We start from the raw sequence: 19,531 nt of genomic DNA, 5'->3' as shown, positions 1-19,531 counted from the left end.
GGGGTGTTACAATTGCATACCTTCTTTAAGAGAAAGGAGAATGTATGAGAACCATTTTTCGATTTTTCAGAGGAATCCTTCGCATGGCTTGGAGTCTTTTTTGGGGATTTTTCTGGACCATTGCCATCAGTTTTCTCGTCCTAGTGGGGATCATCTATTTCACAGATTCTCCTAGTTCTGGTATGGATGGATTTGGACGAGCTGCCCAAAAGGTTGTCTATCAAGTCGGCAATTTATTTGGTGATCAGGGCTTTGCATCGCGCTTTGGGATGACACCTAGCTCACAGACCACGCAGACAGACAATCATGAGCATAGCGGTGCTCGCTGGGAAAAAGCGGAGGCTACGGTCTATTTGGATCCCAATATCAGTCAAACTTTTGTAAAAGCTTATCGGGAAGCTATTGAGGCTTGGAACCAAACAGGCGCCTTTACCTTCAAGTTGGTTACAAATGAAAAAGAGGCTAATGTGGTCTTGACGGAAATGGATAACGCATCGGTTTCTGCTGCAGGAGAGACTGCCTCTCAGACTAACCTTTTAACCAACCGGTTCACCCACATCACAGTGCGTCTCAATCGCCATTATCTTTTAAATTATGTCTATAACTATAGTTATGATCGGATTGTCAATACAGCTGAGCATGAGCTAGGCCATGCGATTGGGCTGGATCACACTGATGGAGAATCGGTCATGCAACCGGCCGGCTCTTTCTACAGTATTCAGGATACAGATGTGGAAGCAGTCCGACAATTATACAAGGAAGAATAAGTTTTAAAATACTTTCTAAAAGTTCTGAGCCTCAAGGGGCTCAGGATTTTTTTGATGGCTCGTCTTTCCTTGTTTAATCTGAAAAAAGATAGTAAAATAGGGACATGATTATTTTACAAGCCAACAAAATTGAACGCTCTTTTGCAGGGGAGGTTCTTTTTGATAATATCAGCCTGCAAGTGGATGAACGGGACCGGATTGCCCTGGTCGGAAAGAACGGAGCCGGTAAGTCAACACTCTTAAAAATCTTGGTGGGAGAAGAAGAGCCGACTTCAGGAGAAATCAATAAAAAGCGGGATCTATCTCTCTCCTATCTGGCCCAGGATAGTCGCTTTGAGTCGTCCAATACTATCTACGATGAGATGCTCCATGTCTTTGACGACCTCCGTAAAACGGAGAAAACTTTGCGGCAGATGGAGCTTGAGATGGGGGAAAAAACTGGGGCTGACTTAGAAAAACTCATGCAGGACTATGACCGTCTATCGGAAGAATTCCGTCAGGCAGGTGGTTTTACCTATGAGGCAGATATCCGTGCGATTCTTAACGGCTTCAAGTTCGATGAGTCCATGTGGCAGATGAAGATTGAAGAGCTGTCTGGTGGGCAAAATACCCGTCTCGCTCTGGCCAAGATGCTCTTGGAAAAACCAAATCTCTTGGTACTGGACGAGCCGACCAACCACTTGGATATTGAGACCATCGCCTGGTTGGAAAACTATCTGGTCAACTATAGTGGTGCCCTTCTCATTGTCAGCCACGACCGGTATTTCCTCGATAAAGTTGCTACCATTACCTTGGACCTGACCAAGCATTCTTTAGATCGCTATGTCGGCAATTACTCCAGCTTTGTGGAGCAAAAGGAGCAAAAACTGCTGACCGAAGCCAAGAACTACGAGAAGCAACAAAAAGAAATCGCGGCGCTGGAAGACTTTGTTAATCGCAATTTGGTGCGGGCTTCGACTACCAAGCGGGCTCAGTCTCGGCGCAAGCAGTTGGAAAAAATGGAGCGCCTAGACAAGCCGGAAGCTGGGACCAAGTCTGCCCATATGACCTTCCATGCTGATAAGACATCGGGCAATGTCGTCTTGACTGTAGAAGAGGCAGCCGTCGGCTATGACGATCAAATCCTCTCAGAGCCTATTAATTTGGATATCCGCAAGATGAATGCAGTCGCCATTGTGGGACCAAATGGGATCGGGAAATCTACTCTTATAAAGTCCATCGTCGGGCAGATTCCTTTTATCAAGGGGGAAGCTCGTTTTGGGGCCAATGTCGAGGTGGGTTACTATGATCAGACCCAAAGTAAACTAACGCCTCACAACAGTGTCTTGGATGAGCTCTGGAATGACTTTAAACTGACGCCAGAAGTGGAAATTCGCAATCGCCTGGGAGCCTTTCTTTTCTCTGGGGATGATGTCAAGAAAACCGTCGGCATGCTGTCGGGTGGAGAGCGGGCCCGCTTGCTTCTAGCTAAGCTGTCCATGGAAAATAACAATTTTTTGATTCTCGACGAGCCGACCAACCACTTGGACATCGATAGCAAGGAAGTGCTAGAAAATGCCTTGATTGATTTTGACGGCACCCTGCTCTTTGTCAGCCACGACCGTTACTTTATCAATCGGGTGGCTACACAAGTTTTGGAACTGTCAGAAGAGGGCTCAACTCTTTATCTGGGAGACTATGACTATTATCTGGAGAAGAAAGCAGAGTTAGAGGCCCTTGCTGCAGCACAAGCAGAAGCTGTGCCTGTTTCTTCGACTGAAGAAGTCACCAGCAATGATTATCACTTGCAAAAGCAAAACCAGAAGGAACTCCGGAAAATCACTCGTCGCATTGAGCAATTGGAAGCGGAGATGGAAGAGTTAGATCAAAAAATCCAAGACATCACCGAAACCATGCATAGCACCAACGATGCAGCTGACTTGGTTCAACTCCAGAGCGAGCTGGATCAACTGACTGTCCAGCAGGAAGCAGTCATGGAAGAGTGGGCAGAACTGTCAGAGCAGGTGGAATAGATGGAAAATTTAGGAAAAGTTTTTCGTGAATTTCGAATCAGTAAAAATTATTCGTTAAAAGAAGCTGCAGGAGAAGCTTGCTCGACTTCCCAATTATCCCGTTTTGAATTGGGGGAGTCGGATCTGGCTGCTTCGCGCTTCTTTGACATTTTGGACAATATCCATGTGACGATTGAGAATTTTATGGATAAGGCCAGAAATTTTCAACACCATGAGCATGTCGCTTTGATGGCTCAGATTATTCCGCTTTACTACTCAAATGATATTGCAGGTTTTAAAAAGCTTCAAAGAGAACAACTTGAAAAAGCCAAGAGTTCGACCAATCCTCTCTATTTTGAGCTGAACTGGATCCTGCTACAAGGGCTGATTTGCCAGAGAGATGCCAGCTACACCATGAAGCAGCGTGATCTGGATAAGGTGGCGGATTACCTCTTTCAAACGGAAGAGTGGACCATGTATGAATTGATCCTCTTTGGCAATCTCTACAGCTTTTATGAGGTGGACTATGTCACACGGCTTGGGAGAGAAGTGATGGAGCGTGAAGATTTCTACAAAGAAATTGGTCGCCATCGCAAACTGGTCTTGATTCTAGCCCTGAATTGCTACCAACATTGTTTAGAACATCGTTCTTTTGAAAACGCCAGCTATTTTGAAGCCTATGTAGAAAAGATTATCGGCAAGAGCATCAAGCTCTACGAACGCAATGTCTTTCATTATCTCAAGGGATTTGCCCTGTATCAGAAGGGGCAAACAGAAGAAGGGCGGCAGCAAATGAGGGAAGCCATGCACATTTTTGATGTGCTGGGACTGCCAGAGCAGGTAGCCTATTATCAAGAACACTTTGATAAATTTGTAAAACATGAATGTTCTAAATAGGACAGTGATAAAGGAGATTTTATGAACCGACATGCGGTCCAATTAATTAGTCGTGGAGCTATTAACAAAATTGGAAATATGCTCTATGACTACGGAAATAGTGTCTGGTTGGCCTCGATGGGGACTATAGGAAAGACGGTATTAGGGATCTATCAGATTTCTGAGTTAGTGACAGGGATTCTCGTGAATCCTTTTGGAGGAGTGATTTCAGACCGTTTTTCGCGTCGCAAGATTTTGATGACGACCGACTTGGTTTGTGGGCTCCTTTGTTTGGCGATTTCTTTTATCACAAATGATAGCTTGATGATTGCGGCTCTTATTTTTGCCAATATTGTTCAGGCCATTGCCTTTGGTTTTTCTCGACCTGCCAATAAAGCCATTATTACCGAGGTAGTAGAGAAAGAAGAGATTGTGACCTATAACGCTCACTTGGAGTTAGTCTTACAGGTTGTTAGTGTCTGTTCACCTGTTTTTTCTTTCCTAGTTCTACAATTTGCCAGTCTTCATATGACCCTCTTATTAGATGCGCTGACTTTTTTCATTGCCTTTGTCCTAGTGGCTTTCCTTCCGAAAGAAGAAGCTAAGGTGCAAGAGAGGAAACAGTTTACCGAGAAAGATATTTTTTCTGATATCAAGGATGGGTTAGCCTATATCTGGCATCAGAAAGAGATTTTCTTTCTCTTATTAGTGGCTTCTAGCGTCAATTTCTTTTTTGCGGCTTTTGAGTTTTTACTTCCCTTCTCGAATCGTCTATACGGGGTTAAAGGAGCTTATGCGACCATTTTAACGCTGGGAGCTATTGGATCTATTCTAGGAGCACTTGTTGCCAATAAAATGAAATCAAGTATGAGAATTCTCCTGTTTTTACTGCTTTTGGCAGGGATAGGAGTGTTCATAATGGGCTTGCCCCTTCCACCTTATCTTTCCTTTTCAGGAAATCTGGTCTGTGAATTTTTTGTGACCATTTTCGACATCCACGTTTTTTCCCAAGTACAAACCAAGGTGGAAGATGATTATCTAGGTAGAGTATTGAGCACAATTTATACCTTGGCTGTTCTCTTTATGCCCATCGCCAAAGGGTTGATGACTTGGTTGCCAAGCGTCCGTATGGAATCATTTCTCTTGATTGGAGCTGGGGTTATTCTTTTTTCACTCTTGGCTCAACTAGTAGCTAAGCAGCTTCAATCAAAAAAACAGTAGGGATCCTTTGATAAATTTGTAAACCATTGTTTTTCCCAAATATGGGACAAAATGAAAACCTCTTTCATGAACTGATACAATAGTTTCAGAAAATGGAGGAGGTTTTTTTATGAATCGACATGCAGTCCAATTGATTTCTCGTGGGGCGATCAATCGAATGGGAAATATGCTCTATGACTATGGGAACAGTGTTTGGCTGGCCTCGATGGGGACGGTAGGAAAGACAGTGTTGGGGATCTATCAGATTTCTGAACTCGTTACCTCTATTCTAGTCAATCCATTTGGTGGCGTGATCTCAGACCGTTTTTCCCGTCGCAAGATTTTGATGACGACCGACTTGGTTTGTGGTCTCCTTTGTTTGGGCATTTCCTTTATCAGGAATGATCGTTGGATGATTGCAGCCCTGATTGTTGCCAATATTGTCCAGGCCATTGCCTTCGCTTTTTCTAGAACTGCCAATAAAGCTATTATCACAGAAGTTGTAGAGAAAGATGAGATTATGACCTATAATGCCCGCTTGGAGTTGGTCTTACAGGTTGTCGGTGTTAGCTCACCTGTATTCTCTTTCCTTGTTTTACAATTTGCCAGTCTCCACGCGACCCTCTTACTGGATGCGCTGACCTTTTTCATCGCCTTTGTTCTGGTCGCTTTCCTTCCGAAAGAAGAAGCCAAGGTTCAGGAAAAGAAAAAATTTACAGGAAAAGATATTTTTTCGGATATGAAAGATGGACTAGACTACATCTGGCATCAGAAAGAGATTTTCTTTCTCTTGTTGGTGGCTTCCAGCGTCAATTTCTTTTTTGCAGCTTTTGAGTTTTTACTCCCCTTTTCCAATCGCCTTTACGGGGTCAATGGAGCATATGCGACCATCTTAACCTTGGGCGCTATCGGCTCTATCATCGGAGCTTTGATTGCTAATAAATTTAAATCAAGCATGAAGATGCTTCTCTTCTTATTGATTTTAACAGGAGTAGGAGTCTTCATGATGGGCTTGCCCCTTCCGCATTTTCTCTCCTTTTCGGGAAATTTAGTCTGTGAACTCTTTATGACGATTTTTAACATTCACTTTTTTACCCAAGTTCAAACCAAGGTAGAAGGAGACTATCTGGGCCGGGTCTTAAGCACGATTTTTACCCTAGCCATTCTCTTTATGCCCGTAGCTAAAGGATTGATGACCTGGTTGCCAAGTGTCCGTATGGAATCATTTCTCTTGATTGGAGCTGGTGTCATTCTCTTTTCACTCCTCGCTCAAGTAGTCGCCAAGAAATTACAAGCAAAAGAAGGTACATCAGCATGAAAAAAGCACCAATCGGTGCTTTTTAGTTGTTTTCTTTTTCTTCTGTCTTGATTTCTTTCTTTTCTTCTTCCAGTTGCTTTTGAGTGCTCTTGAGTTCTTTTTTTAGGGAGAAGCCCTTTGAAAAATTAACCAAGGTCATGACGAATGCACCCAAGAGGACACAGAGCAAGATCAGAATGATCAAGGGTAATTTAAATTGAATCAAGAGGAAATTCACGGTGACCGTTTGCATATTTGCAAGGGAAATACCAGCAATCAATAAAATTAAAAGTAATAAAGCAATGTAGTGTAGATTATTTTTGTTCATTATTATCTCCTTATTGTTCAGTCGGAGCCTTGCTTTTCACATCAGCGTACTCTTCCGGCTGCTCTAAGCTTAGAATCTCCTCATAAGCCGGTAGGGAAAGGTCCTTGCCATATTTATTTTTTAAAGCAGTGCTCACTAGGCGATAGGCCAAATTGGCATTTCGGGACAAGATAGGACCGTGGAAGTAGCTGCCAAAGACGTTCTTGTAATGAACCCCTTCGCATCCATCTTCTTTGTTGTTCCCATTTCCATAGACGACCTTGCCGAGCGGTTTTTCATCCTCAGCCAAGAAGGTCCGACCTTGGTGGTTTTCAAAACCATAATAGGTTTCGTTAAATTCTTCGTTATGGATTTTGATATCACCGATATAGCGGTTGTTGACTTGGTTGAGCGTATAGTGGCCCATAATGCCAAGTCCCTCAATGCGTTTGCCAGAAGCTTCAATGTAGTATTGGCCTAGAAGCTGAAAGCCACCACAGATGGCAAGGACTACCCCGTTGTCATGAATGAAGCGTTCGAGGTCTTCTTTTTTATCTGGTAGGTCCTCAGATACAATGGTCTGCTCGTAGTCTTGTCCGCCGCCGAAAAAGGCGATATCGTAGGCATCAGGATCGAACCGGTCTTTGAGAGAGACGATATCAACAGTGACATGGGCTCCAAGCTTTTCCGCAACGTACTTGAGCATGAGGATATTTCCATTGTCCCCATAGGTATTCATTAAATTGCCGTAGAGATGGGCAATGCGCAGGCTGTAGGGATACTGTGCCTGATCAGAAGATTCTAGGGAAGTATATGTCATTAGTGCATCTCCTTTTCAATCAGGTGTTCTTGGGCCAAGAGTTCACGAAATTCTAGCATGGCTGTATAGGTAGCTAAAATGTAAGCGTGAGGGGTTTCCTGTTGCTGGATACGTTGGAAGACCTCTTTTAATTCAGCCATTTCTGTGATCTTTTCTGCAGGATAGCCAGTGACCCGGAGTCGCCGAGCGATCTCAGAGTGGCGTACTCCTCCGGCGTTAATCTCTGGGATGTCCATCTGGGTGATTTGCTCAAAGTCGGCATCCCAAATCCAGCTCGTATCGATTCCATCTGCATAATTCGCGTTGAGAAGCACAGACAAGCTGAAGGAATACGGCGCTAGTTTGATCATTTCAATAGCCTGAGTAGCTCCAACTGGATTTTTAATCAGAACCAAGGTACATTCTTTATCCCCAATCTTAAAGGTTTCCTGACGACCGAAGACAGCGCGGCTGCGATCAAATCCTTGCTTGATGACTTCAGGTTGAACCCCAAAGAATCCAGCAACAGAAACAGCTGCTAAGGCATTGTAGATGTTGTAAAGACCACCGATATTGATGTGGTAGTCTTGGCCTTGGATCCGGAAGTTGGAAGAGCGATGGGTTAAAGACAGGAGATCCGATACGGCATAGGTCAAAGGGGGCCGGTGGAAACCACAGTGCTCACAGATATAATCTCCCAGGTTAGCATAGGTATTGAGCTTGTACTTGAGGATGTTGTGGCAATGCGGGCAGAGGATTCCCTCCGTATTGTAATGGGCTAGTTGTGGCTCTGATTTTTCTGTATCAAATCCGTAATATTGGATTGGATTGGACAAGGTCTGACTATTAAAGAGCGGACTATCTCCATTTAAAAGAACCGTTGCAGTTGGGACCTTGTGAATGGCATCCAAAATCATTTGGTAGGTCGTATAGATCTCTCCATAGCGGTCCATCTGATCTCGGAAAATATTGGTGACCACAAACAGGCTGGGCTTAATATAATCACAAATCCGAGAGAGGCTGGCCTCGTCAATTTCAAGTACCGCAATCGGTCGATTTGATTTCGAATGCTTAGCCCGTAAGAAGGTCGTTGTAATCCCAGAGATCATATTGGCCCCACTTGGATTGGTTAAAATCGGTCCAAAAGCTTCTTGGAGAATACCTACGGTTAGCGCAGTGGTCAGGGTTTTTCCATTTGTCCCTGTAATCACAACAATCTCATAGTTTTTGGCCAGTTGACTGAGAATATCTTTATCAAATTTGAGGGCTACTTTACCTGGTAGGGTTGATCCCCGCCCCATTTTTTCTAGAATAGAGCCGGAAAGCTTTCCTGCCAGAAGACCCAAGGTTGTATTTATCTTCATAAATCATATTTTATCATAAAAAGCATCAGAAGGTTACAGAAAAATCTGTTGAAACATGTTATAATAAGGTGATGTCTTTTAGAGAAGTGGTAGGTATGAGAATATGAATATTCAACAGTTTACAAATCCACAATTTTGGACCAGTTTGTTCCCGAATTGGTGGAGTATTATTATCAATATCATTGATATTGCCCTGGTGGCTTGGTTGTTGTATTTTTTGATCAAGGCCATCGTAGGGACTAAGATCATGATTTTGGTTCGTGGAGTTATTATCTTTTTCTTGGTGCAGTTTTTAGCCAATTTCTTAGGGCTCACGACTATTTCATGGCTGATCAATCAAGTGATTACCTATGGGGTTATCGCCCTGGTTGTGATTTTCTCCCCTGAGATTCGGATTGGTTTAGAGCGTCTGGGTCGGGCGACAGAATTCTTTACGACGAGTGAAGTCAGTCAGGAAGAAAAGATGGTACAGGCCTATGTCAAGGCAGTAGCTTATATGAGCCCACGTAAGATTGGTGCCTTGGTAGCTATTCAAGGAGCCAGAACCCTTCAGGAATATATTTCCACAGGGATTCCTCTAGATGCAGATATTTCAGGAGAATTGCTGATTAATATCTTCATTCCTAATACTCCTTTACACGATGGTGCCGTCATTGTTCGCAATGATAAAATCGCTGTTTCTTGTGCCTACCTGCCCTTGACCGAAAATACTGGAATTTCAAAAGAGTTCGGAACGCGTCACCGCGCGGCTATTGGTTTATCTGAAGTTTCGGATGCCTTTACCTTTGTGGTATCAGAAGAAACGGGCGGGATCTCTGTGACCTATAATGGAACCTTCCGACATGATTTATCCTTAGAAGAGTTCGAGGCAGAATTGAGGGCCTTCCTGGTTCCTGAAGAGAATAAAACGACTAGTTGGAAAGAGCGTCTATTTGGGAGGGTAACAAAATGAGATCGAAAAAAGAATTTCTTTATGTTTTTGCCTCCGTCTTATTGTCCTTTATCTTATTTATCAATGCATCTTCCTTTAATTTTCAAAATAATAGCAGCGCTAGGCAAGTGAGTTCAGAGACCTACACCAATACCTTGACCAATATTCCAATTGATGCCAAATACAATGACAAGACATATTTTGTCAGTGGGTTAACATCAGAGGTAACGGTCTTTCTAAAGGGTTCAAACCGGGTCGCTCTTGCAAGCGAAATGCAGCCGGGAACGCGAAAATTTCGCGTGGTAGCGGATCTTCGTAAGGCCAAGGAAGGTACTGTCGAAGTACCGTTGATTGTGGAAGATCTTCCAGCTGGTTTGACCGCAACCGTAGAGCCTCAGAAAGTTTCAGTAAAAATCGGGAAGAAAGCGAAAAAATCGTTTGCTGTCAGGGCCACGATCCCGGACAATCAAATTGTGGATGGAATAACGGTATCGGATATTTCTCTTGAAACCACCAAGGTAGAAGTGACCAGCGATCAAGAAACCTTGAGTCGTATTGATCATGTCCAAGCGGTCTTCCCATCCAGTGAGATCATTAGTGGAAATTATAGCGGAACCATTTCCTTAAATGCAGTAGATACCCAAGGAAATGTTCTACCAGGTCTGGTCAAGCCGAGTGAAACACGGATTCAAGTGACCACAAAGACTAGCTCGTCTACGTCAAGCTCAAGCAGTTCGTCGTCGACCTCCTCCAGTTCAAGTAATTAGAAAGTAAAAAAGGTAATTTAGAATGGGTAAATATTTTGGAACGGACGGTGTCCGTGGAGAAGCAAATGTAGAATTAACGCCAGAATTGGCTTTTAAACTAGGCCGTTTCGGTGGCTATGTCTTGAGCCAACACGAAGAAGAAACGCCCTTGGTATTTGTTGGACGTGATACACGTATTTCTGGTGAAATGCTGGAGCATGCCTTAATTGCTGGCCTCTTATCTGTTGGAATTCGCGTCTACAAGTTGGGTGTGATTGCAACACCAGGTGTCGCTTATCTAGTTCGTACGGAAAAAGCCAGCGCCGGAGTGATGATTTCTGCTAGCCACAATCCAGCCTTGGATAATGGCATCAAATTCTTTGGTGGTGATGGTTTCAAATTGGATGACGATCGCGAACTTGAAATTGAGGCCTTGCTTGATGCTGCTGAAGATACGCTTCCACGTCCAAGTGCGCAAGGTTTAGGAACGGTCATGGAATATCCGGAAGGCTTGCGTAAGTATCAAGAATTCCTTGTATCGACAGGTGTCCAACTCGAGGGCATGCATGTAGTCTTAGATACAGCAAATGGTGCAGCCTCTACTAGTGCCCGTCAAATCTTTGCAGATTTGGGAGCTCATTTGACCGTCATCGGTGAAAACCCAGATGGTTTGAACATCAATGATGGGGTTGGTTCTACTCACCCAGAGCATTTGCAAGAGAAAGTCAAAGAAGTAGGCGCAGCGATTGGTCTTGCCTTTGACGGAGACAGTGATCGCTTGATTGCTGTTGATGAAAATGGAGAGATCGTTGACGGAGATAAGATCATGTACATCATCGGTTCTTATCTTTCAAGCAAAGGTTTGCTCGAAAAAAATACGATCGTCACAACCGTCATGTCCAATCTCGGCTTCCACAAGGCATTAGATGCGAAGGGAATTCAAAAAGAAATCACAGCTGTTGGAGACCGTTATGTGGTCGAAGAAATGCGCAAATCAGGATACAATCTTGGTGGTGAACAATCTGGTCATGTCGTCATCATGGATTACAATACAACTGGTGATGGTCAATTAACAGGCGTTCAATTGACTAAAATCATGCAAGAAACCGGCAAGAAATTATCTGAATTGGCTGCTGAAGTAACCATTTATCCACAAAAACTCGTCAATATCCGGGTTGAAAATAGCATGAAAGACAAGGCGATGGAAGTCCCTGCTATTCGTGAAATCATTGAAAAAATGGAAGCGGAAATGGCAGGAAATGGCCGCATCCTCGTGCGTCCAAGTGGAACTGAACCCCTCCTTCGTGTGATGGCAGAAGCACCAACTCATGAAGAAGTGGACTATTATGTAGATACCATTGCTGCAGTTGTTCAAGCAGAAATCGGACTTTAACCTTGTAAAAAACATGGCTCGCAAATAGGCGAGCAGAGGAGGTATATATGAAACAGGTTCGTCAAATTGTATGGGCACTTGCCTTAGTGCTAACGATTCTATTCACAGCTGGTTTGACTAAAACAATTCATGCTGCAGAAGTCTCATCATATACACAGACAGCACGTCTAACGAAAGACGGTAACACGCTAACAAATGGAAGCAAGGTGTTGACAAATGAAAAATTGTCAGCAAGTATTTATTTAGCCTTTCCAGATTCGCAAACTATTCAAGCTGGTGATACCTTAATTCTTAGTTTGCCAAAAGAATTAGCCCTCTACACAGCATTGGAATTCAATGTTCTCGAAGAAGGTCAATCAAATGGCCAAACTGTGGGGAAAGCGGTCGTTGATACAGCAAAGAAAACAGTAACTGTCACCTTTAATGATTATTTCGCATCTCATCCACTCAACAAACGAGTTGCTCTTCATTTTGATGTAAAAGTAGACTCAGAAGTAGTTACAAAAACATCTCCAATCCAATTTAAACTAGGAAATACAGATTTTTCCTTGAATTATGAAAAAACAGCTGGGGAAGCTGGGGACTATGAAATGAAATACGGCTATCAAGATAAGTCTGATCCGACCATTGTCAAATGGCGTATTCTCTTAAATGCTCGTCAAGATATCCTCCGTGGAATGGTCATTAAAGACCAATTCGGAGATGGTTTAACATTGGTTGAAGGGAGCTTACGTGCGGTTCGCTATGCTCCTGTACAAGGTGGGATCAAGAACGAAGCTCAGATCTTGAGTCTCCCAGTTCTAGATAACTTTACTAAAAAAGCTGTTTTCGATAAGAATGCAGATGGAAAGATCACAGGTTTTACAATTGAATTTGGTGATAATTACAATTGGCCAATGTATATTGAATATTCTACAAAAGTAGCTCCTGGAACTAAAGTCGGTGATATTGTCCATAATACATTAACATGGACGGCAACCAATTTCCCAGCACCGCGTAGTTTAACCCGTGAGGTGAGATTGGAATCAGGAACCGGAGAGGGATTAGGTGAGAAAGATCAAACGCCACCGACATCTAGCTCAACCTCCTCATCAAGTTCTAGTTCTTCATCAAGTTCTAGTTCTTCATCAAGTTCTAGTTCTTCATCAAGCTCATCATCTTCAACGAGTTCTAGTTCTTCATCAAGTTCATCATCTTCAACGAGTTCCAGTTCTACATCGAACTCAATATCCACATCAAGTTCTTCATTGAAATCATCTTCATCTTCTGTTAAAGAAGAAGCCCCAAAACCTGGTAAGAAAAAAGTTCTTCCAAGTACAGGTGAAAAGATGACACCGGTGGTTCTTATCATGGGTGTCTTCCTAGCAGTTCTATCGGTTGGTATTTTACGTGTAAAAAAAGATTCTTAAAATGATCAATGAAAGATCAGACTTCTGTCTGGTCTTTTTGTGTAGGCTCGATTTGAAAAATCCCCTATTTCGTGGTAAAATAGGGCTAATGAATTTATAGTAATCGAGGTATTAGAAGTGGCTTTTGGAGATAACGGAAAACGTAAAAAAACACCATTTGAAATGATCACGATGGTTGTCATTGTGATTATGTTGATTGTAACGGTTGGTGCAATCTTTGCAACCGCAATTGGTGCTCTTTCTTACTAAGACGCACGCAGAAATAAAGGAAATCATCTATTTATGAGTATGTTTTTAGATACAGCCAAGATTAAGGTCAAGGCTGGAAATGGCGGCGATGGCATGGTGGCCTTTCGCCGTGAAAAATATGTCCCTAATGGCGGACCTTGGGGAGGCGATGGTGGACGCGGAGGCAATGTCATCTTCGTTGTAGACGAAGGCTTGCGCACCTTGATGGACTTCCGTTATAATCGGCATTTCAAAGCCCAAAATGGGGAAAAAGGAATGACCAAAGGGATGCACGGACGGGGAGCAGAAGATCTCTATGTACGAGTTCCCCAAGGAACGACCGTCCGAGATGCTGAGACTGGCAAGGTCATTACCGACTTGGTTGAAAATGGACAAGAGTATATTGTAGCCCACGGAGGCCGAGGAGGTCGCGGAAATATTCGTTTTGCCACTCCTAAAAATCCAGCACCAGAGATTTCTGAAAATGGAGAGCCTGGTCAGGAACGTGAATTAGAGTTAGAACTGAAGGTTTTGGCAGATGTTGGTTTGGTTGGCTTCCCTTCTGTTGGGAAATCGACCCTTCTCAGTGTCATCACTTCAGCCAAACCAAAAATTGGGGCTTATCATTTCACAACCATCGTTCCAAATTTGGGAATGGTTCGGACTCCGTCTGGGGAATCCTTTGCCGTAGCAGACCTTCCTGGATTGATTGAAGGGGCTAGCCAAGGTGTTGGACTAGGAACCCAGTTCCTTCGTCACATCGAGCGCACTCGAGTTATCTTGCATGTTATTGATATGTCTGCCAGTGAAGGACGCGACCCTTATGAAGATTATGTTCAAATCAATAAAGAACTTGAAACCTATAACCTTCGTTTGATGGAGCGTCCTCAGATTATCGTGGCAAATAAGATGGATATGCCAGAGAGCCAAGAAAACTTGAAAGAATTCAAGAAGAAATTGGCAGCCAATTACGATGAGTTTGATGAACTGCCACAGATCTTCCCGATCTCTAGTTTGGCGCATCAAGGTTTGGATAACTTGTTAGAAGCAACGGCAGAATTGTTAGATAAAACGCCAGAATTCCTCTTGTATTCAGAAGACGAAATGGCCCAAGAAGAAGTCTACTATGGCTTTGATGAAGACCAGCCAGCCTTTGACATCAGTCGGGATGACGATGCCGCTTGGGTCTTGTCTGGTGAAAAACTTGAAAAACTCTTTAATATGACGAATTTCGATCGTGATGAAGCGGTCATGAAATTTGCTCGTCAATTGCGTGGCATGGGTGTTGATGAAGCTCTCCGTGCGCGTGGGGCAAAAGATGGCGATATTGTCCGGATCGGTAAATTTGAATTTGAGTTTGTAGATTAGGCTAGATCCCCAGCGGATCAAGGATTCCAAATAAGAAGTGAGGCTTTTTCAGTGGGAGATAAACCAATATCTTTTCGAGATGAAAATGGAAATTTTGTTTCAGCAGCCGATGTTTGGAATGCTGAAAAACTAGAAGAACTCTTTAATACGCTAAATCCTAAGCGCAAATTGCGCTTACAAAGGGAAAAATTAGCAAAAGAAAACCAGCAGAAGTAAATAGACTTGGAGAATACTATGGCAAAAACAATTCATACAGATAAAGCACCCGCAGCAATTGGACCTTATGTTCAAGGGAAAATCGTAGGCAATCTTCTCTTTGCAAGTGGACAAGTTCCCTTGTCACCTGAAACAGGCGAAATCATTGGCGAAACCATCCAAGAACAAACAGAGCAAGTCTTAAAGAACATTGGGGCTATTTTGGAAGAGGCTGGGACAGACTTCGACCACGTGGTGAAAACCACTTGTTTCTTAAGTGATATGAATGACTTTGTACCTTTTAATGAGGTCTATAAAACAGTCTTTACCACAGAGTTTCCAGCTCGATCTGCTGTTGAAGTAGCACGCCTGCCACGTGATGTGAAGGTTGAAATTGAAGTTATTGCGGAAATCAAGGCCTAATAACCATTCAAAGACAAAAAGACAGAGTGGAAAGCAGGAAACTGTAGGCCACTCTGTTTTATTTTGGGAGGAGAAAATGACAGAAAGTAAGATTCAACTAGTCATGGTAACAGGGATGAGCGGTGCTGGCAAGACCGTCGCTATCCAATCGTTTGAGGATTTGGGTTACTTTACCATCGATAATATGCCACCGGCGCTCTTGCTGAAATTTATTGAGCTCATGCGCCTTAGCCCAGATAACAATAAATTAGCCGTTGTTGTGGACATGCGGAGCCGTTCTTTTTTCAATGAAATTCGCACCATTTTGGATGAATTGGACAACCAAGAAGACCTCGATTTCAAGGTTCTGTTCTTGGATGCTACTGACAGTGAGTTGGTAGCACGATACAAGGAAACACGTCGTAGCCACCCACTAGCAGCAGATGGCCGTGTTTTAGATGGGATTACCCTAGAGCGCGAACTCTTGTCCCCTTTAAAAAATATCAGTCAAAATGTGGTGGATACGACTGAGTTGACACCTCGTAATTTAAGAAAAACGATCGCAGAACAATTTGCCAGTCAAGATAATCAGCCAGATTTTCGGGTTGAGGTCATGTCATTTGGTTTTAAATATGGCCTTCCGATCGATGCCGATCTCGTGTTTGACGTGCGTTTCCTTCCAAACCCCTACTACAAATTGGAACTTCGGAATTTAACCGGTCAGGATCCAGCAGTCTATGATTATGTCATGGATCACCCTGAATCAGAGGACTTTTACCGTCATCTCCATGACTTAATCGTTCCTATTTTACCGTCTTATAAACGAGAAGGTAAATCCGTTCTCACCATCGCCATGGGCTGTACTGGAGGTCAACACCGTTCAGTAGCCTTTGCAGAGCGCTTAGCGCATGATTTAGAAAAAAATTGGCAGGTCAATTGCAGTCATAGAGACAAGGACAGACGGAAAGAAACGGTGAATCGCTCATGAGAAAACCTAAAGTAACCGTTATTGGAGGAGGAACAGGGATTTCTGTTATTCTCGATAGTCTAAGAAAGAAACCGGTTGAGATCACTGCCATTGTAACTGTTGCAGATGATGGCGGTAGCTCAGGTGAATTGCGGAAGAACATTCAAAAATTGACACCACCTGGGGATCTTCGAAATGTCTTGGTTGCCATGTCAGATATGCCTCGTTTTTATGAGAAGGTCTTTCAATACCGCTTTGCAGACGATGATGGTCCTTTGGCTGGGCACCCTTTGGGAAACTTGATCATTGCAGGAATTTCAGAGATGCAAGGCTCGACCTATAATGCCATGCAGTTGTTGACCAAGTTCTTTCATACAACCGGCAAGATCTATCCTTCCAGTGATAGTCCCTTGACCCTTCATGCTGTCTTTCAAGATGGAAAAGAAATAGTAGGAGAAAGCCACATTGCCAACTATACCGGCATGATTGATCATGTTTATGTGACCAATACCTATGATCAAGAGCGTCCAAAGGCTAGTAAGAAAGTGGTGGAAGCGATTCTTGAAAGTGATATGGTCGTCTTGGGTCCTGGTTCGCTCTTTACCTCGATCCTTCCTAATTTGATGATCGATGAGATTGGGAAAGCCATACTTGAAACCAAAGCCCAAGTAGCCTATGTTTGCAATATCATGACCCAAAGAGGAGAAACCGAACATTTCACAGATAGTGACCATGTGGCCGTGCTCCATAAACATTTGGGAGAAAAGTTCATCGACACCGTCCTTGTCAATATCAATCAGGTTCCCGCAGCTTATATGAACAGCAATAAATTTGATGAATACTTAGTGCAGGTAGAGCATGATTTTAAGGGCTTGCGATCGCAAGTGCCTCAAGTGATTTCTTCCGATTTCTTAAAGCTGGTCAACGGGGGAGCTTTTCATGATGGTGAAAAAGTGGTCGAAGAGCTGATGCAGATCGTGCAGGTGAGAAAATGAGTTTTACGGTTCGTGTCAAAGAAGAATTATTGTCTCTCAAGCGATTTGAAAAGAGTGAATTAGCTGCTATTATCAAGATGTCTGGGAGCCTCGGCATATCAATGGGTGGCTTGACGCTCTCGGTAACGACAGAAAATGCCAAGATTGCTCGCCATATCTATGAATTATTGCATCATTTTTATGAGGCCAAATCAGATATTCGCCACCATCAAAAAACCAATTTGAAAAAGAATCGTGTTTACACAGTATTCTTGGATGAAAAGGTAGAAGAAATTTTAGCTGACTTGCATTTGGCAGATGCCTTCTTTGGGATTGAGACAGGCATTGATGCTAGTGTTTTAGAGGATGAAGTAGCCAGTCGTGCTTACCTTCGGGGAGCTTTTCTGTCGAGTGGTTCAATAAAAGATCCTGAAAAAGGGAAGTACCAGCTGGAAATTCATTCTGTTTATACAGACCACGCGGAAGGAATTGCCCTTCTCATGCAAGGATTTTTACTAGATGCGAAAACCATCGAGCGGAAAAAAGGAGTGGTGACCTATCTGCAACGAGCGGAAGATATTATTGATTTTCTAATTGTCGTAGAGGCCATGCAAGCCATGCAGGAATTTGAGTCCATCAAGGTCATGAGAGAGACGCGCAATGACCTCAATCGGGCCAATAATGCCGAGATGGCCAATATCCAACGCACGGTCACAGCTAGTATGAAAACCATCAATAATATCAGTAAAATTGTGGATACAGTCGGTCTAGGAAGTTTACCAAGTGACCTACAAGAAGTTGCTTATATTCGAATGAACCATCCAGATTATTCCATCCAGCAGATCGCTGATAGTTTGCAACAACCTATTTCAAAAAGCGGTGTTAACCACCGCTTACGTAAGATCAATAAGATCGCAGACGATTTAGACAAATAAAAAAGGCCAAAGGTCTTTCATAATGAGGATAAAGTCTTTTTAAAAACTTTCCTTAGGTGAGTACGGACGTCAGCGAACTTCATAGAAGTTCCATGACTTAGTTTTGAGCCTAATGTCTCAAAACTCCCGAGTGCCTGAAACGTATTGTTTCAGGCACTTTTCTCACAGCGGAAAGTTTTTGTATTTTCTTGATTCAAACTAAAAATAGGAACTCATTTTTACTTCTTTGCAGAATCGATTAACTTAAAATAGTTTGACTTCAATTTAAAAAAGGCCAAAGGCCTTTTTTATTATAAACTTGTTGAGTGGGTTGGTTGGACTTTCTTATCTGGATAGATGTAGTTGATGGCATTGTTTACAGCTGTTGGGGCTTCCCCTAAGCCTGTAGCGATGAGATCGATCTTTCCTTCATAGAAGCAGCAGTCTCCACAAGCATAAATTCCAGGAAGGCTGGTTTCTTGTTTTTGGTTGACCTTGATTTTATGGCGTTGCAATTCTACACCCCATTCTTTCAAGTTTCCGATTGAAGATTTAAAGCCATAGTTGACAAATAAGTGATCAATCGGAATGAGTTCGGTTTCATCGGTTTTAACTTTTGTGATTTCAAGATGAGTGGCATGACCATTTTCGCCAATCAAGCGGCTAGGAACAAATGGTGTTTTGATGCTAACAGAAGATTGTTTGAGTTCTTCTACACTATGTTCTAAAGCACGGAAGTTATCCCGACGATGAATGATCGTAGTTGGAGCAATCTTGTCAAAAGCAAGAGCCCAGTCTACAGCAGAGTCTCCACCACCAAGGACGGTCACCTGCTGTCCTTCATATTGTTGGATGTTCGAAACATGATAGTGGACGTTATCAAAGTCTTCAGCTCCCTCAATGTCAAGGGCACGTGGCTTAAAGGCACCACCGCCCATGGCTATAATGACTGCTTTAGACTGATGCACTTGGCGAGAAGTAGTGATGGTGAAGAGGTCGCCTTCTTTTCGAATATCCTCTACAGTTTCATTGAGAAAGATCGGTGTATCAAACCGTTTGACTTGCTCGATCAAGCGGTTGCTCAATTCTTCACCAGTCAAATTGGTAAAGCCAGGTACATCGAGGATACTCTTTTCTGGATAGAGAATAGCTGGTTGCCCTCCCAGTTGAGGTAAGGAATCAATCAGTTTGACTTTTACTTGGCGCATATTGCCATAAAAAGCAGCAAACAGACCAACTGGTCCGCCCCCAACAATCGTAATATCATAAATTTCTGACATAGTATCTCCTTCAGGGTTTTCTTTGTTTCCATTGTATCATAAAATGGGAATAATGAAAAAGTTGGAAAAAGAAATGACATGAAGGCTAGGAGGGCTAGAAAAGTTTCAAAAGATCTTGACAGC

Annotated in this window: 20 protein-coding genes; 16 read left to right on the top strand and 4 right to left on the bottom strand. The window is 43.0% G+C overall.

Annotated features, from left to right (window positions below; translation table 11 throughout):
* The first annotated feature begins 44 nt into the window (after positions 1 to 44).
* The 5 genes from NML76_RS02800 to NML76_RS02780 all read left to right on the top strand — a co-directional run bounded on the left by NML76_RS02800 (position 45) and on the right by NML76_RS02780 (position 6,152).
* Positions 45 to 767, top strand: coding sequence for a M57 family metalloprotease (locus tag NML76_RS02800; RefSeq protein ID WP_070589425.1), 723 nt, complete (start codon positions 45 to 47; stop codon positions 765 to 767).
* Positions 768 to 871: 104 nt separating this feature from the next.
* Positions 872 to 2,779: an ABC-F family ATP-binding cassette domain-containing protein gene (locus NML76_RS02795; RefSeq protein WP_070589423.1), complete on the top strand. Its 1,908-nt coding sequence runs from the start codon at positions 872 to 874 to the stop codon at positions 2,777 to 2,779.
* Positions 2,780 to 3,655 carry an XRE/MutR family transcriptional regulator gene (locus NML76_RS02790; protein ID WP_070589421.1) on the top strand — a complete coding sequence of 292 codons (876 nt, stop codon included), beginning with the start codon at positions 2,780 to 2,782 and terminating at the stop codon, positions 3,653 to 3,655.
* A gap of 21 nt (positions 3,656 to 3,676) precedes the next feature.
* Entirely contained in the window at positions 3,677 to 4,855 is a 1,179-nt protein-coding gene (locus NML76_RS02785; protein WP_254732612.1) for an MFS transporter, read from the top strand.
* 109 nt (positions 4,856 to 4,964) lie between these two features.
* Positions 4,965 to 6,152, top strand: a complete 1,188-nt coding sequence (locus NML76_RS02780; protein ID WP_070589417.1) for an MFS transporter — start codon at positions 4,965 to 4,967, stop codon at positions 6,150 to 6,152.
* 22 nt (positions 6,153 to 6,174) lie between these two features.
* Here NML76_RS02780 and NML76_RS02775 read toward each other — a convergent pair whose 3' ends face one another.
* Genes NML76_RS02775 through murT form a run of 3 tightly spaced genes read right to left on the bottom strand, consistent with a single transcriptional unit; the run spans position 6,175 to position 8,601 of the window.
* Positions 6,175 to 6,459 carry a LapA family protein gene (locus NML76_RS02775; protein WP_070589415.1) on the bottom strand — a complete coding sequence of 95 codons (285 nt, stop codon included), beginning with the start codon at positions 6,457 to 6,459 and terminating at the stop codon, positions 6,175 to 6,177.
* Positions 6,460 to 6,469: 10 nt separating this feature from the next.
* Positions 6,470 to 7,258 (bottom strand): lipid II isoglutaminyl synthase subunit GatD, encoded by a 789-nt coding sequence (gene gatD / locus NML76_RS02770; RefSeq protein WP_070589413.1) that lies wholly within the window; start codon positions 7,256 to 7,258, stop codon positions 6,470 to 6,472.
* Positions 7,258 to 8,601 carry a lipid II isoglutaminyl synthase subunit MurT gene (gene murT / locus NML76_RS02765; RefSeq protein WP_070589411.1) on the bottom strand — a complete coding sequence of 448 codons (1,344 nt, stop codon included), beginning with the start codon at positions 8,599 to 8,601 and terminating at the stop codon, positions 7,258 to 7,260. The genes gatD and murT overlap by 1 nt, the downstream gene beginning before the upstream one ends.
* A gap of 103 nt (positions 8,602 to 8,704) precedes the next feature.
* On the opposite strand from murT, the gene cdaA reads away from it, so the two are divergent.
* The 11 genes from cdaA to whiA all read left to right on the top strand — a co-directional run bounded on the left by cdaA (position 8,705) and on the right by whiA (position 18,149).
* Complete coding sequence (gene cdaA / locus NML76_RS02760) at positions 8,705 to 9,553, top strand: diadenylate cyclase CdaA (protein ID WP_070589409.1); 849 nt, start codon at positions 8,705 to 8,707, stop codon at positions 9,551 to 9,553.
* Positions 9,550 to 10,299: a YbbR-like domain-containing protein gene (locus NML76_RS02755; RefSeq protein WP_254732610.1), complete on the top strand. Its 750-nt coding sequence runs from the start codon at positions 9,550 to 9,552 to the stop codon at positions 10,297 to 10,299. The genes cdaA and NML76_RS02755 overlap by 4 nt, the downstream gene beginning before the upstream one ends.
* Positions 10,300 to 10,321: 22 nt before the next feature.
* Positions 10,322 to 11,671 (top strand): phosphoglucosamine mutase, encoded by a 1,350-nt coding sequence (gene glmM, locus NML76_RS02750; protein WP_070660223.1) that lies wholly within the window; start codon positions 10,322 to 10,324, stop codon positions 11,669 to 11,671.
* Between the two features lie 47 nt (positions 11,672 to 11,718).
* On the top strand, positions 11,719 to 13,080 hold the full coding sequence (locus tag NML76_RS02745) for an Ig-like domain-containing protein (RefSeq protein ID WP_247923116.1): 1,362 nt from the start codon (positions 11,719 to 11,721) through the stop codon (positions 13,078 to 13,080).
* 117 nt (positions 13,081 to 13,197) lie between these two features.
* The gene (locus NML76_RS02740; protein ID WP_003011566.1) at positions 13,198 to 13,329 is read left to right on the top strand and encodes a DUF4044 domain-containing protein; all 132 of its coding nucleotides are present in this window, start codon (positions 13,198 to 13,200) and stop codon (positions 13,327 to 13,329) included.
* 33 nt (positions 13,330 to 13,362) lie between these two features.
* A complete protein-coding gene (gene obgE / locus NML76_RS02735) occupies positions 13,363 to 14,676 on the top strand; it encodes a GTPase ObgE (protein WP_023917726.1) in 1,314 nt (437 codons plus the stop codon).
* A gap of 51 nt (positions 14,677 to 14,727) precedes the next feature.
* A complete protein-coding gene (locus NML76_RS02730) occupies positions 14,728 to 14,892 on the top strand; it encodes a hypothetical protein (protein ID WP_003006512.1) in 165 nt (54 codons plus the stop codon).
* An 18-nt stretch (positions 14,893 to 14,910) separates the two neighbouring features.
* Positions 14,911 to 15,294, top strand: coding sequence for a RidA family protein (locus NML76_RS02725; RefSeq protein ID WP_003006514.1), 384 nt, complete (start codon positions 14,911 to 14,913; stop codon positions 15,292 to 15,294).
* 76 nt (positions 15,295 to 15,370) lie between these two features.
* A complete protein-coding gene (rapZ, locus tag NML76_RS02720) occupies positions 15,371 to 16,261 on the top strand; it encodes an RNase adapter RapZ (RefSeq protein ID WP_155167838.1) in 891 nt (296 codons plus the stop codon).
* Positions 16,258 to 17,235, top strand: coding sequence for a YvcK family protein (locus NML76_RS02715; protein ID WP_003006523.1), 978 nt, complete (start codon positions 16,258 to 16,260; stop codon positions 17,233 to 17,235). Before rapZ ends, NML76_RS02715 begins: the two co-directional genes overlap by 4 nt.
* The gene (whiA, locus tag NML76_RS02710; RefSeq protein WP_003006525.1) at positions 17,232 to 18,149 is read left to right on the top strand and encodes a DNA-binding protein WhiA; all 918 of its coding nucleotides are present in this window, start codon (positions 17,232 to 17,234) and stop codon (positions 18,147 to 18,149) included. Before NML76_RS02715 ends, whiA begins: the two co-directional genes overlap by 4 nt.
* Positions 18,150 to 18,439: 290 nt before the next feature.
* On the opposite strand, the gene NML76_RS02705 is transcribed toward whiA, so the two are convergent.
* Positions 18,440 to 19,408 (bottom strand): NAD(P)/FAD-dependent oxidoreductase, encoded by a 969-nt coding sequence (locus tag NML76_RS02705; RefSeq protein WP_049490569.1) that lies wholly within the window; start codon positions 19,406 to 19,408, stop codon positions 18,440 to 18,442.
* Positions 19,409 to 19,531: the final 123 nt, after the last annotated feature.

The sequence above is a fragment of the Streptococcus sp. CF8_Ac1-9 genome (genome assembly GCF_024295565.1).
Classification (GTDB): Bacteria; Bacillota; Bacilli; order Lactobacillales; family Streptococcaceae; genus Streptococcus; species Streptococcus parasanguinis_X.
The sequence above is the reverse complement of the archived record's forward strand: the minus strand, read 5'-3'. Positions and strand labels throughout refer to the sequence as shown.